12 protein-coding genes and 1 tRNA gene are annotated in these 12,969 nt (G+C 65.8%); 6 read left to right on the top strand and 7 right to left on the bottom strand.

Features of this window, described 5'->3' with window-relative positions; all coding sequences use genetic code 11:
* The first annotated feature begins 10 nt into the window (after nt 1–10).
* Complete coding sequence (wecB, locus tag ASF09_RS13970) at nt 11–1,171, top strand: non-hydrolyzing UDP-N-acetylglucosamine 2-epimerase (protein WP_060526739.1); 1,161 nt, start codon at nt 11–13, stop codon at nt 1,169–1,171.
* Nucleotides 1,161–2,444, top strand: a complete 1,284-nt coding sequence (wecC, locus tag ASF09_RS13965; RefSeq protein WP_060526738.1) for a UDP-N-acetyl-D-mannosamine dehydrogenase — start codon at nt 1,161–1,163, stop codon at nt 2,442–2,444. The genes wecB and wecC overlap by 11 nt, the downstream gene beginning before the upstream one ends.
* Nucleotides 2,445–2,557: 113 nt before the next feature.
* Here the strand turns inward: wecC and ASF09_RS13960 are convergent, their stop codons facing one another.
* Together ASF09_RS13960 and rpsU are read right to left on the bottom strand one after the other, a co-directional pair.
* Nucleotides 2,558–3,163 carry an FKBP-type peptidyl-prolyl cis-trans isomerase gene (locus ASF09_RS13960; RefSeq protein ID WP_060526737.1) on the bottom strand — a complete coding sequence of 202 codons (606 nt, stop codon included), beginning with the start codon at nt 3,161–3,163 and terminating at the stop codon, nt 2,558–2,560.
* Nucleotides 3,164–3,293: 130 nt separating this feature from the next.
* Complete coding sequence (gene rpsU / locus ASF09_RS13955) at nt 3,294–3,500, bottom strand: 30S ribosomal protein S21 (RefSeq protein WP_055878578.1); 207 nt, start codon at nt 3,498–3,500, stop codon at nt 3,294–3,296.
* 178 nt (nt 3,501–3,678) lie between these two features.
* Here rpsU and cysS point away from each other — a divergent pair, with 178 nt between their 5' ends.
* From cysS to ASF09_RS13935, 4 genes are all read left to right on the top strand, one after another.
* Nucleotides 3,679–5,112 (top strand): cysteine--tRNA ligase, encoded by a 1,434-nt coding sequence (gene cysS / locus ASF09_RS13950; protein WP_060526736.1) that lies wholly within the window; start codon nt 3,679–3,681, stop codon nt 5,110–5,112.
* 213 nt (nt 5,113–5,325) lie between these two features.
* Nucleotides 5,326–6,264: a D-2-hydroxyacid dehydrogenase gene (locus ASF09_RS13945; RefSeq protein ID WP_060526735.1), complete on the top strand. Its 939-nt coding sequence runs from the start codon at nt 5,326–5,328 to the stop codon at nt 6,262–6,264.
* A gap of 97 nt (nt 6,265–6,361) precedes the next feature.
* Nucleotides 6,362–7,735, top strand: a complete 1,374-nt coding sequence (locus tag ASF09_RS13940) for a class II 3-deoxy-7-phosphoheptulonate synthase (RefSeq protein WP_060526734.1) — start codon at nt 6,362–6,364, stop codon at nt 7,733–7,735.
* Between the two features lie 99 nt (nt 7,736–7,834).
* A tRNA-Glu gene (locus ASF09_RS13935) sits at nt 7,835–7,909 on the top strand.
* A gap of 140 nt (nt 7,910–8,049) precedes the next feature.
* Here the strand turns inward: ASF09_RS13935 and ASF09_RS13930 are convergent.
* The 5 genes from ASF09_RS13930 to ASF09_RS13910 form a co-directional block, all read right to left on the bottom strand.
* Nucleotides 8,050–9,729, bottom strand: coding sequence for a GMC oxidoreductase (locus tag ASF09_RS13930; protein WP_060526733.1), 1,680 nt, complete (start codon nt 9,727–9,729; stop codon nt 8,050–8,052).
* 67 nt (nt 9,730–9,796) lie between these two features.
* Complete coding sequence (locus ASF09_RS13925; protein ID WP_060526732.1) at nt 9,797–10,630, bottom strand: sugar phosphate isomerase/epimerase family protein; 834 nt, start codon at nt 10,628–10,630, stop codon at nt 9,797–9,799.
* A complete protein-coding gene (locus ASF09_RS13920) occupies nt 10,627–11,208 on the bottom strand; it encodes a gluconate 2-dehydrogenase subunit 3 family protein (RefSeq protein ID WP_060526731.1) in 582 nt (193 codons plus the stop codon). The genes ASF09_RS13925 and ASF09_RS13920 overlap by 4 nt, the downstream gene beginning before the upstream one ends.
* Nucleotides 11,205–12,023 carry a 3-keto-disaccharide hydrolase gene (locus ASF09_RS13915; protein WP_156359369.1) on the bottom strand — a complete coding sequence of 273 codons (819 nt, stop codon included), beginning with the start codon at nt 12,021–12,023 and terminating at the stop codon, nt 11,205–11,207. Before ASF09_RS13915 ends, ASF09_RS13920 begins: the two co-directional genes overlap by 4 nt.
* An 11-nt stretch (nt 12,024–12,034) precedes the next feature.
* Entirely contained in the window at nt 12,035–12,958 is a 924-nt protein-coding gene (locus ASF09_RS13910) for a hydroxypyruvate isomerase family protein (RefSeq protein WP_060526729.1), read from the bottom strand.
* Nucleotides 12,959–12,969 lie beyond the last annotated feature (11 nt).

The raw sequence follows: 12,969 nt of genomic DNA, 5'->3' as shown, positions 1-12,969 counted from the left end.
GAGAGGTTCCATGTCCAAGATCCTCGTCATTTTCGGAACGCGCCCCGAAGCGATCAAACTCTTTCCGGTGATCCGCGCGCTGGCGGCGATATCTGGGCTCACGGTACGAACCTGCGTGACCGCCCAACATCGCGGGTTGCTCGATCAGGTGCTCGCGATCGCCGACCTCGCCCCCGACATCGATCTCGACCTGATGGAGCCCGGCCAGACGCTCGACCGCCTGACCGCGCGCCTGCTGACCGGGCTCGGCGAGGTGATGGACGCCGAACGCCCCGATCTCGTCGTCGTCCAGGGCGACACCGCCACCGCGATGACCGGCGCGCTCGCCGCCTATTACCGCAAGGTGCCGGTGGCGCATGTCGAGGCCGGGCTGCGGTCGGGCGACATCTATCAACCCTGGCCCGAGGAAGTGAACCGCCGGATCGTCGCGCCGATCGCCGCGCTGCACTTCGCGCCGACCGACACCGCGGCCGAGGCGCTGCGCCGCGAGACGATCGCCGCCGATACGATCCACGTGACCGGCAACACGGTCATCGACGCACTGCACTGGACCGCCGACCGGGTAGCCGCCGACCCCTCGCTGGCCGCCGGGCTCGACGACATCGCGCTGCGGTTCGCGGGCAAGCGCCTGATCCTGGTGACGACTCATCGCCGCGAGAATTTCGGCGACGGCATGGCCGCGATCGCGCGTGCGATCGGTCGGATCGCCGCGCGCGACGACGTCGCCGTGCTGTTCCCGGTCCATCCCAACCCTAACGTCGTCTCGGTCATGGACGCGGTTCTCGGCGACCGCGCCAACGTCGCGCGGACCGCGCCGCTCGATTACCCGCATTTCGTCCGCGCGCTCGGGATGGCCGACATCGTCCTGACCGATTCGGGCGGCGTGCAGGAGGAGGCGCCCGCGCTCGGCAAACCCGTCCTGGTAATGCGCGAGACGACCGAGCGCCCCGAGGGAATCGCCGCCGGCACCGCCAAGCTGATCGGCACCGACGAGGACCGCATCGTAACCGAGATCTTTACACTGCTCGACGACCCCACCGCCCATGCCGCGATGGCGCGCGCGCACAATCCGTTCGGCGACGGTCACGCCGCCGCTCGGATCGCCGACGTCATTGCCCGAACTCTCGCCCGAACTCCCGCCCCGAAGGACGCCGCCGCGCATGCTCTCTGACCCCGAACTCTCCGTCGTCGTCATGGGCCTAGGCTATATCGGCCTCCCGACCGCGGCAGTGATCGCCCGCACCGGCGCGCGCGTACTCGGCGTCGACGTGACCGAATCGGTCGTCGAGACGGTGAACTCGGGTCGCGTGCATATCGAGGAGGTCGATCTCGACGGTCTCGTCTCGGGCGTCGTCGCACGCGGCACGTTGCGCGCATCGATGACGATCGAGCCCGCCGACGTCTTCGTGATCGCCGTCCCGACGCCGTTCGACGCCGATCACGCCCCCAACATCGACTATGTCCTCGACGCCGCGACGACCATCGCGACCGTGCTGAAAGCCGGCGACACGATCATCCTCGAATCGACCTCGCCCGTCGGCACCACCGAACAGGTGCGTGACGTGCTGGCCAGGCTGCGTCCCGATATCCGCGTACCCGGACGTGCCGGCGAACAGGCCGACATCGCGATCGCCTATTGCCCCGAACGCGTGTTGCCCGGCCGCATTCTGGTCGAACTGATCGACAACGACCGCGTGATCGGCGGAATCACACCTAGGTGTGCGCGGAAAGCGCTGACCTTCTATCGCCGCTTCGTCCGCGGCGCCTGCGTCACCACGACCGCACGCGCGGCGGAGATGACCAAGCTCACCGAGAACGCGTTTCGCGACGTGAACATCGCGTTCGCCAACGAGCTGTCGCTGATCGCCGATACGATGGGCGTCGACGTATGGGAGGTGATCCGCCTCGCCAATCGCCATCCGCGCGTGAACATCCTCCAGCCCGGGCCCGGCGTTGGCGGGCATTGCATCGCTGTCGACCCGTGGTTCTTGGTCCACGCCGCGCCCGACCAGACCCCGCTGATCCGGACCGCGCGCGAAGTGAACGACGGCAAGACCGACCATGTCATCGCGCAGGTCTCCGCGCTGGTCGACTCGATGCCCGATGCGGTGGTCGCCTGCCTAGGCCTCGCGTTCAAGGCGAACATCGACGACTTCCGCGAAAGCCCGGCGCTGAAGGTCGCACAGGCGGTGGCGGGCGCGTTCGGCGACCGCGTGCGGATCGTCGAGCCCTATGCCAAGTCGCTGCCGATCACGTTAGCCGAGACGGGCGCGACACTGATCGACGTGGACAGCGCGATCGAGACGTGCGCGATCATGGTCGTGCTCGTCGATCACGACGTCTTCAAGTCGATCCCGCTGGAAGAGCGTGCTGACAAGACCGTGCTCGATACGCGCGGCATCTGGCCGGACCAGCCCCGCCCGGTCCTCCCGCCCCGGCACTGATCACCTACCCGACGAAAAAACGCCCGACGGCATTAGGCCGCGGGCGTTTTTTTTTCATGTCTCGATCATGAAGGCGGTAAGCCGGAGGACCGTCCGGCTTACATCGCGGCGGCTTACTGATGCGGCTGGTTCTGCGCGCCACCCGGCATACCGGCCGGACCACCCGGGACACCGCCTGGCATCGCGCCGGGTGCGCCACGCCCCATCTGCGCCTGTGCCTGCATCTGCTGGACTACGCTCTGCGGCAGGAAGTCGAGCAGCTCGACATCGAACACCAGCGTCGAGTTGGCCGGGATCGGGCCGGCGGCCTTGTCGCCATAACCAAGTGACGGCTTCATCCAGAAGCGATACTTCGACCCCTTCGGCATCAGCTTCAGCGCTTCGGAGAAGCCCGGGACGACGCCGGTCACCGGCATCGGCATCGGCTGCTGCGACTTGTCGAAGGTCGTGCCGTTGAGCAGCTTGCCCTCGTAGTTGACCAGCGCAACGTCCGCATCGGTGGGCTTGGCCGCACCGGGCTTGCCGGGCGCGATCACCTTGTACTGCAACCCGGACGCGGTCACGACCACACCTCGGGCACGCGCATTGCGCGCCAGCGGGTCGTCGCCCTGGCGCGCAAGCGCTACTGCGGCGATCAGCGCGAGCGCGATACCGACCCAAAGATAGACAAGGTAGCTGCGCTTGGTGGGCTGCAGCGGCACTGCGGTGACGGTCGACATCGGATCAGGCCCCGGTCATCTGGTCACGCCGGAGCGCCGCGCGTGCCGTTGGAAAGCAAACGGGGGCGCCGATCACGACACCCCCCGAAACTATCGGCCTGCCCGTTCGCCGGGCTCGGCCGACCAAATCTTATCGTGCGCCGTCGCGCTCTGCGCGCTTGCGGTCGAGCTTGCGCGAACGACGAATCGCCGCTGCACGCTCGCGCGCACGCTTCTCCGACGGCTTCTCATAGTGCCGGCGCAGCTTCATCTCGCGATACACGCCTTCGCGCTGCAGCTTCTTCTTGAGCGCGCGAAGGGCCTGGTCGACGTTGTTGTCGCGTACGATGATCTGCATAAACCCGTTAAGCTCCGGTCGAATAGATTTTTGCCGTCGCGAATAGGTCCGCGCCGCATGAACTGGGGCCCCTATCAGGGGAGTGCGGGGGTTTCAAGCCAAACCGCGCTTCCCCGTACGTCGGCAAGCCACTTTGCCGGCTTTGCGGCAGGACCAATGCACCGCTAAGAGCAGCCGCATGACCCGCATCCCCCTGACCTTGTACAACAGCCTCACGCGCCAGCTCGAGACGTTCCAGCCGATCGACCCGACCGATGTCGGGCTCTACACCTGTGGGCCGACCGTCTATAATTACCAGCATATCGGCAACATGCGCGCCTTCCTGTTCGCCGATACGCTGGGCCGCGTGCTGCGGTGGAAGGGATGGCCGACGACTCACATCATCAACATCACCGATGTCGGGCACCTGACGTCCGACGCCGATGTCGGCGACGACAAGATGGAAAAGGCCGCCGCCGCACAAGGACGTTCGATCTGGGAGATTGCGGCCTATTATACCGACGTGTTCAAACGCGACGTCGCGCGCCTCAACATCGTTTCGCCAGCACGCTGGGCGGTCGCGACGGATCATATCGCCGAGATGATCGCGTTCGCCGAACAGATCGCGCCCAAGCACTGCTATATGCTCGACAGCGGACTGTATTTCGATGTGGCGACGGTCCCGGACTATGGCCGCCTCGCACGTGCCGGGAACGACGACATCGAAAGCAGAATCGAACCCGTCGCCGGCAAGCGCAACCCGCAGGACTTCGCGATCTGGCGCACCTCGACTCCGGGCGAGAACCGCCAGATGGAATGGGATTCACCGTGGGGTCGCGGCGCGCCTGGCTGGCATCTCGAATGCTCGGTGATGAGCAAGCATTACCTCGGCGCGCATTTCGACATCCACACCGGCGGGATCGATCACCGCGAGATCCACCATCCCAACGAGATCGCGCAGAACCAGGCGCATTGCGAGTGCGCCGATACCGGTGCGAGCGTCTGGATGCACAACAACTTCCTGGTCGAACGTGCGGGCAAGATGTCGAAGTCGACCGGCCAGTTCACGACGATGCAGACGATCGTCGACCGCGGCTTCCACCCTCTCGCCTACCGCCTGATGTGCCTCCAGGCGCACTATCGCAGCGAGCTTGAGTTCTCCTGGGAGAACCTCGCGGCGGCAGCGATCCGCCTGAAGCGGATGGTGCAGGCGGTCGAGACGTTGCGCGCCCGCGAGCCCGGCGGCCCGTCGGGCAGCGCACATGCCTATGCCGACCGGCTGGAAGAGGCCGTGTCGGACGATCTCGCTACTCCGCGCGCGCTGCCGATCCTCGACGAACTGCTCGCGGACAAGCGAGTCGCGCCGGCGGACCGGATCGCCGCGCTGGACGATTTCGACGCGGTGCTGGGACTCGATCTCGCGACGATCAGCCGCGAAGACCTGCGCATCCGCCCGGTAACGGCAACGATCGACGAAGCCGCCATCGCCGCACGTCTCTCGGACCGTCGCGACGCGCGCGCCGCGAAGGATTTCAGACGGTCGGATGCGATCCGCGACGAACTCGCCGCCGCCGGAGTCGAGGTGATGGACGGCGACTCGCTCGGCTGGGACTGGAAGATCGTAGCGGTGTGAGCCCTTTCCGTCGTCATTCCCGCGGAGGCGGGAACCCATACTCGCAAGCTTCACGACTAGATCGCGTATCTTTAGCATATGGATCCGAGCCTGCGCGGGGATGACGAGATAATAACGGGAGGATGGTAACACTCTGGAGTACGCGGACCGATCGACCCCCTCGCTAGCCCCGCCACAACTTGACATGCCCCGCCGCGCGCCGATGCTCTCCCAATGAAAGCCGTCCTCCCCGCCGCCGCCCGCCCGCTCCTCGAACCGCACCTCCCCGCGAACCTCGAAACCGCCTGGTTCGCCAAGCCTGCCGAGGCGAACGCGATGATCGCCGATGCGGACATCGCCTGGGTCGACATGCAGCCGACCGAGCTCGTCGCCGATGCGATCCGCCACGCCGGACCGACCCTCAAATGGGTGTCGACGATCTATGCCGGTCTCGACGCGTTACCGCTCGACACGCTGCGCGACAACGGCGTCACGCTGACCAACGGTGCGGGCATCAATGCCGTCGCAGTCGCCGAATATGCCGTGATGGCCGTGCTCGTCGCCGCGAAGCGCTTCGATACTGTCGTTCGTGCGCAGGACCGCCACGAATGGCTGAAGGACGCACCCGGCAAGATCGAACTCGCCGGCACCAAGGTCCTCGTCATCGGCTATGGCACGATCGGCAAGATGATCGGCGATCGCCTGAGCGCGTTCGGCGTCGACGTCACCGGCGTCACGCGCACCGGCCGCGACGGCACGCTCACACCCGACGCGTGGCGCGATCGGCTCGGAGACTTCGACTGGATCATCCTGGCCGCGCCCTCGACCGGCGCCACGCACGCGATGATCGGCCGCGACGAACTCGCGGCGATGAAACCGTCCGCATGGCTGATCAATATCGCCCGCGGCGACATGATCGACGACGACGCGCTGATCGCCGCGCTCACCGACCGCGGCATTGCCGGTGCGGTTCTCGACCCGACCAATCCCGAACCCCTGCCCCCCGAGCACCCGCTCTGGTCGACGCCCAACGCGATCGTCACGATGCATCTGTCGGGTCGCAGCCAGACAACGATGTTCGCGCGCGGCGCGACACTGTTTCTCGAAAACCTCGCTGCGTTCCTCGCCGGCAGCCCAATGAAGAACGTCGCCGACCTCGACGCGGGTTATTGAACGAGCCGCCACACCCGCCCCAAAGCTTTACTTCATTGCGCGAAAAGGCATTTTCCCGCATGGCCAGCCCCACAATTCATCGATCGGACGACATGATATGGCCGCGAACTGGGCCCCCGACAGCTGGACGCGTCACGAAGCACGACAGCTCCCCTCTTATCCCAACGCCGCAGCGCTGACCGCCGCGACCGACCAGCTGGCCACGTTTCCGCCGCTCGTCTTCGCCGGCGAAGCGCGCAACCTGACCGCGCAGCTCGCCGAAGTCGCCGCCGGCAAGGCGTTCCTGCTCCAGGGTGGCGACTGCGCCGAGAGCTTCGCGGAGCATAGCGCGAACAACATCCGCGACACGTTCCGAGTCATCCTCCAGATGGCCGTCGTGCTTACCTACGCGTCGAAGCTGCCGGTCGTGAAGCTCGGCCGCATGGCCGGCCAGTTCGCCAAGCCACGCTCGACCGATACCGAGACGATCGGCGGCGTCGAGCTGCCCTCGTACCGCGGCGACAACGTCAACGACATCGCCTTCACCGCGGAATCGCGTGCGCCCGATCCGCAGCGGATGATCCGTGCCTATTCGCAGTCGGCCGCCACGCTCAACCTGCTGCGCGCCTTCGCGCAGGGCGGCTACGCGAACCTGCACCAGGTCCACCGCTGGACGCACGACTTCATGGGCCGCAGCCCGTGGTCGAAGAAATACGCCGAGACCGCGGACCGGATCGGCGAGGCGCTCGAGTTCATGGCAGCCTGCGGGATCGATCCCGAGACCGTGCCGCAGCTTGCGCAAACGCATTTCTATACCAGCCACGAGGCGCTGCTGCTCCAGTACGAGCAGGCGCTGACGCGGCAAGATTCGCTGACCGGCGACTGGTACGACACCAGCGCGCACTTCCTCTGGATCGGCGACCGCACCCGCTTCGAGGGCTCGAGCCACGTCGAATACCTGCGCGGCATCGGCAACCCGATCGGCATCAAGTGCGGCCCGAGCCTCGAGCCCGACGCGCTGCTGCGGATGCTCGACACGCTCAACCCTGCCCGCGTCCCCGGCCGGATGACGCTGATCACGCGCTATGGCTATGACAAGATCGAGGCGAACCTGCCTCGCCTCGTCCGCGCGGTCACGCGCGAGGGCCATCCGGTGGTGTGGAGCTGCGACCCGATGCACGGCAACGTCGTCAAGGCCGCCAACGGCTACAAGACGCGGCCGTTCGACCGCATCCTCGCCGAGGTCCGCGGCTTTTTCGCGGTCCACCGCGCGGAAGGCACGCACGCGGGCGGCATCCATGCCGAGATGACCGGGCAGAACGTGACCGAATGCACCGGCGGCGCGATCGACGTGACCGAGCAGTCGCTAGCCGACCGCTATCACACCCATTGCGACCCCCGCCTCAACGCCAGCCAGAGCCTCGAACTAGCCTTCCTGCTGGCCGAGATGCTCAACGAGGAAATGGCCGAGCGCAAGAAGGCCGCCGCCTGACAAAACGAGCGCCCGATAAAACGGGCGGACATCTACGGAATTATCGGCAAGCGTCTTGACGCCTGCCACCCCATTCCGTAGACGCCCGCATCTGCTAACGGCCCCTTCGTCTAGCGGTTAGGACGACGCCCTCTCACGGCGTAAGCACGAGTTCGATTCTCGTAGGGGTCACCAGCTGTTCCTGAGAACACGTAGCGCCGGGATACGTGCAGTCGTTAAACATCCTACAGTACATAAGTAGCGGGCCGAGATGGCCGCGTCATAACTCCACGCCGGGCCGCCTATTTTTCGGTCGGCGGCACAACCTACTGCCGCTAGGCGCGCAACTTTTTCTGACGAACCGCATGATCGGCAGCGCGGGCGGTTAGCGCCATGAAGGTCAGCGACGGGTTCACGCACGAGATCGAAGCCATCTGAGCCCCGTCGGTGACGTAGAGGTTGGACGCGGCGTGTGCCTGACTCCATTCGTTGAGCACCGACGTGCGCGGGTCGCGGCCCATGCGCGCGCCGCCCATTTCGTGGATCGCGTCACCGGGGACGTGCTCGCTCTCCGAACTCTTGACGTTGGTCAGCCCTACACCTTTGAGCATCGCTTCGCCTTGGGCGCGCGCATCGGTCATCATTTTCAGTTCGTTGTCGCGGAAGCGGACGTCGAAGCGGACCAGCGGGACGCCGTACCGGTCGACCTTCGACTGGTGCAGCGACACCTTGTTGTCGGCATAGGGCAGGCATTCGCCGAACGCGCCCATGCTGAACCGCCACGGCGCGTATTTGCGCATGCCCTGCTTCATCGATGCGCCGAACCCGACCGGGGCGGCGGGGTTGCGATAGGCGCTGCCCTGATAGCCATAGCCACGCTTGAAGCCGACACCCTCGTCGCCGCCGATGTTGCGGAAGCGCGGGATGTAGGCGCCGCCGGGCCGGCGACCGAACTCGATGAACTCCTCCATGCCGGGGATGTCGCCCTCGATCCCGACGCGGAAGATGTGGTCCATCACATAGCGCCCGAGCGTGCCGCTCTCGTCGAAATAGCTGCGGTCACTGCCCAGCGCGCGCGAGTTCAGCAGGATCTGCGTGGATGCGATCGCCGAGGCGCAGAGGAACACGAGATCGGCGTTGACCGTCTCCGCCTGGCCGGTCTTCGTATCGATGTAGCGGACGCCGGTAACCTTCTTCCGCGCCGCGTCGTAGACAAGGTTGGTGACGACCGAGTCCGATTTGAGCGTCAACCGTCCGGTCGCGCGTGCGGCCGGCAACGTCACTGCCTGGGTCGAGAAATAGGCGCCGAACGAACAGCCATTGCCGCACTGGTTGCGGAACTGGCACTTGGTGCGGTTCTGGTCGGGCTTGTCCTCGGTCATGTTGGACAGCCGCGTGTTGATCAGCTTCCGGCCTGGGAATTTGGTTTCGAGACCCTGCTTTAGCCATTTCTCGGCGACGTTCATCGGCATCGGCGGCTGAAATTCGCTGTCGGGGAGATAGGCGAGGTTCTCGCGCGAACCCGAGACGCCGATGTATTTCTCGACATAGCTGTACCACGGCGCGACGTCGTCATAACGGATCGGCCAATCGCCATCGATGCCGTCGCGCTTGTTCGCCTCGAAATCCTCCGGGCTCCAGCGGAAGCACCAGCGGCCCCAGATCAGCGACTTGCCGCCGACCGCGCCCGGCCGGATCCAGTAGAACTTGCTGCCTTCGTCATAAGCATAAGGGTTCAGCCGGTCGTCATTGTGGAACTCGCGGTTGCTGGGCTGGACATAGCCGTGCTTGCCGATGAAGTAATCGCTCTCCATCAACGCCTTGGGCATAATGTTGCGCGCGGGCACCTCGTAGGCGGGCTTGCCGTCGTAGGTGTAGCCCTCGCCATGCTCGACCATCTTGCCGCGGTCGAGCATCAGGACGCGCAGGCCCTTCTCGGTCAATTCCTTGGCGGCAAAGCCACCACTTACGCCAGACCCTATGACGATCGCGTCGAACCTGTTGGTCTCGGCCATGATCTTCCTCTCCTACTACTTAGAAACGCACCCAATTAGAAACGCTGCCGGTCAGAAGCGCGGTCGGTCAGAAACGAAGCGCGCGCAACGTCCGGAAACTCGTGGTGATGTCGGGCAGATAGGGCGCGGGCGCCTCGTCGTTCTCGACGTAGAAATGGCGGACGCCGGCGCTGCCCTTCAGCTTGAAGAGCGCGGCGAAATCGATCGTGCCCTGCCCGACCGCGGTCATGCTCCGATTGGGGCGCATGTCCTTGACGTGGTAGGCGTAGAGGCGCGTCGACAGCCGCCCGACCAGCGTCGTGAGGTTTTCGCCCGCATGCATGGCCCAGTAGAGATCGAGTTCGAGCTTCACGAGCGCGGGATCGGTCTCCTTCAAAAGCCGCTCGTACAGGCTGACGCCACCCGGCTTGGTGGTGAACTCGAAATCGTGGTTGTGATACGCGAAGCCCAGCCCGGCCTTTTTCAGGTCGGTCGCGAACCGGTTGAAGTTCGGCAGCGCGGCGGTCCAGCCCGCCTCGTTGCGATGCTCGTCGGTCATGTACGGCAGCACGACCGTGGTCGCGCCGAGCGTCTTGGCCATCGTCACCGACTGGTCGAACTGCTTCAACAGCGCGTCGTAGCTGATGTGCACGGAGGGTGCGGTCAGGCCGAGCTTGTCCATCGTCCGGCGCAGCATCGCATGATCCATGCCGTCATAGCCGCCGCCGCCGAACTCGACCTCGCGGTAGCCGATCTTCGCGACCTGTCCGAGCGTGCCGACCGGGTCCTTCGAGAAGATGTCGCGGATCGTGTAGAGTTGCAGGCCAATCGCCTTCAATTGCGCGGCCGAGGCGGTGGGCACGAACGCGAGCGCGGCGACCGCACCGGAGCCGGCGAGCAGGGTTCTACGGCTGAGGATCATGCGGAATAGACCTTGTTGACCTGAGAATAGGGGAATGCGCCGTTATACTCGCCTGGCACCGGCAAATATTCGCGCTCCTGCGTCATGCCGATTTCCGACGTGTAATAGCCGGTGACGACGAGCTGGCGGAATGCCTCGAAGAAGACGCCGCCCGACGAGATCTGGTCATTCATCGCGAGCGTGAGAAGCGCGTCCTGCTGCGCCGCGGTCGCCTTCGCCCCGGCGACCTTGTAGTCCTTCAGGCTGCGCGCCTCGATCGCGTCGAGCCCGGCAAGGATCGGCACGCGGTCGGCGGGCGCGGCCCAGTCGGCGAGCAGCTTCTCGATATAGGCCGGGACACCCGCGGCGATCGCGCCCGGCGTGTCGGTGGTCGGCAGGACGCGTTCGCTGAGCGCGGTCATCAGCGCGCGCTGGGAGGCCGTGAAGACCGCCACGCTGGGCGGGCCTTCGCTGATGACGGGGATCCCCGCCGCCGCGCCGGGCGCCTGGCCGACCCCTGCGGCGCGCGCGATGGGTGCGTACAAGGCGCTGCCGAACATGGCGACGACGCCGGCAAGTGCTGTTCTGCGATCGATCATTTTCCGTCCTTCTTCAGATCCTGCGCGATCGCCGCTTCGGTCAGCGGGCGGACCCAGATGTTGCGGAACGATACCGGCGAATCGTGATCCTGGAGCTGGATCGGCGCGGCGTCGGCGTGCGCGGTGTAACTGGCGACCTTGCGCCAGATCGTGGTGCCGAGCATCGCCTGATGGTTCTGGACCAGCACGCCATTGAGCAACGCGGTGACATAGGCCGGCCGGAGCAGGCTGCCATCAGCAGCAAAACGCGGGCGCTCGAACACGATATCGTACGTCTGCCAATCGCCCGGGCGACGCGCGGCGTTCACCAGCGGCGGTTTCCAGCCATAGACCGCGCCGATGGTGCCATCGGCGTAGGTCGGGTTCTGCGAACCATCGAGGATCTGCAATTCATAGCGCTGCATGAACCAGATGCCGCTGTTGCCGCGATCCTGCGAGGTCTTGGTCGGCGGGTTGGGCGAGCGGAATTCGAGATGCATCTGCACGTCGCCGAAGCTCTGTTTCGAGACGAGGTTGTTCTCGCCGCCGCTTTTCGCGCGCGAGGGGATCGTGAGCGCACCGTTCGCGATCGGCCATGCGATGCGATCGGGCTTCCATGCGTCGAGCGAACGCCCGTCGAACAGCACGACCGCGTCGGCGGGCGGACCGCCGGGGGTGGTCGCCGGCGCGACCACGGTCGGCGCGGGGCGGTCGGCATCATGGACGTGCCACTGGCCGCCCGGCAGCATCGGCGTGTCCTTGAAACCGGGCTTCTCCTGCGCAGCACCTGGCCCCGCCAGCGCCACGATGACGCTCGCCATCAATACCGTCTTCATCCCGATCCCCTTCATGCTGCGTCGATCTCGCGGTAGGCGGCGATCAGGCGATCCTCGCCCGCGCGGCCGGCGATCGAATTGCCGTGTTCCATGCCGATCACGCCGGTGTACCGTTTCGCTTTCAGCCACTTCACGATCGACTTGAAGTTGATCTCGCCCGTCGACGGCTCATTGCGGCCCGGATTGTCGCCGAACTGGATATAGCCGATCTCGTCCCAGCAGGTGTCGAGCGTCGGGAGCAGGTTCCCCGACTGGATCTGCTCATGATACAGGTCGGCGAGGATCTTCACCGCCGGGCTGTTGGCGCCGCGCGCGACCGCATAGCCCTGCGAAATCGACTGCATATAGACGCCGGGATGGTTGGTCCGCGTGTTGAGCGGCTCCATCACCATCGCCGTGCCCGATGGCGCGACGATGTCGCCCGCGCGGCGCATGATGTCGATCACGCGCGCCGTCTGGATATCGACCGGCACCTTCGGATCCATGAAGCCGGTAACGACGGTCATGTGCTTCGCGTTCAATCGCTTGGCGACGTCGAGCGAGGCGCGGATGTCGGCAAGGAACGCCTCGCGCTCGGCGCCGTCATTGGCACCGAGCAGCGGCCGCGACTGCGACCATTTGGGCATGCTGGCGACGAACACGCCCATCGTCATGCCGCGCTGCGCGAGCGCCTTGGCCATCTGCTCCTGCTCCGCCACCGAGCGCGTCCCCGCCTCGTTGTCCTCCCAGGCCGTGAAACCCTGGTCGGCGGCGTAGGCGATCTGCTCGATCCGCCCGCCGCGGCTGGCAAAGCTGCCTTCGTGCGGCGCGAAACCGAGCGAAAAGCGCGCGGCGTTCGAACTGCGGCGTTGCCCCGCGGCCACGCCCGGTCCCAGCGATGCGGCGGCGCTTGCCGCGAGCCCAGCCCCGAGCAGATTTCGGCGGGAGAGGGTCATGCGACCATTAC

The organism is Sphingomonas sp. Leaf242 (genome assembly GCF_001422045.1).
In the GTDB taxonomy this organism is placed as follows: domain Bacteria; phylum Pseudomonadota; class Alphaproteobacteria; order Sphingomonadales; family Sphingomonadaceae; genus Sphingomonas.
This window is presented reverse-complemented; position numbering and strand designations above follow the sequence as displayed.

Excerpts from the sequence above, each read along its gene's own strand:
- wecB (WP_060526739.1), top strand. The coding sequence starts at position 11 with ATGTCCAAGATCCTCGTCATTTTCGGAACGCGCCCCGAAGCGATCAAA.
- wecC (WP_060526738.1), top strand. The coding sequence starts at position 1,161 with ATGCTCTCTGACCCCGAACTCTCCGTCGTCGTCATGGGCCTAGGCTAT.
- ASF09_RS13960 (WP_060526737.1), bottom strand. The coding sequence starts at position 3,163 with ATGTCGACCGTCACCGCAGTGCCGCTGCAGCCCACCAAGCGCAGCTAC.
- rpsU (WP_055878578.1), bottom strand. The coding sequence starts at position 3,500 with ATGCAGATCATCGTACGCGACAACAACGTCGACCAGGCCCTTCGCGCG.
- cysS (WP_060526736.1), top strand. The coding sequence starts at position 3,679 with ATGACCCGCATCCCCCTGACCTTGTACAACAGCCTCACGCGCCAGCTC.
- ASF09_RS13945 (WP_060526735.1), top strand. The coding sequence starts at position 5,326 with ATGAAAGCCGTCCTCCCCGCCGCCGCCCGCCCGCTCCTCGAACCGCAC.
- ASF09_RS13940 (WP_060526734.1), top strand. The coding sequence starts at position 6,362 with ATGGCCGCGAACTGGGCCCCCGACAGCTGGACGCGTCACGAAGCACGA.
- ASF09_RS13930 (WP_060526733.1), bottom strand. The coding sequence starts at position 9,729 with ATGGCCGAGACCAACAGGTTCGACGCGATCGTCATAGGGTCTGGCGTA.
- ASF09_RS13925 (WP_060526732.1), bottom strand. The coding sequence starts at position 10,630 with ATGATCCTCAGCCGTAGAACCCTGCTCGCCGGCTCCGGTGCGGTCGCC.
- ASF09_RS13920 (WP_060526731.1), bottom strand. The coding sequence starts at position 11,208 with ATGATCGATCGCAGAACAGCACTTGCCGGCGTCGTCGCCATGTTCGGC.
- ASF09_RS13915 (WP_156359369.1), bottom strand. The coding sequence starts at position 12,023 with ATGAAGACGGTATTGATGGCGAGCGTCATCGTGGCGCTGGCGGGGCCA.
- ASF09_RS13910 (WP_060526729.1), bottom strand. The coding sequence starts at position 12,958 with ATGACCCTCTCCCGCCGAAATCTGCTCGGGGCTGGGCTCGCGGCAAGC.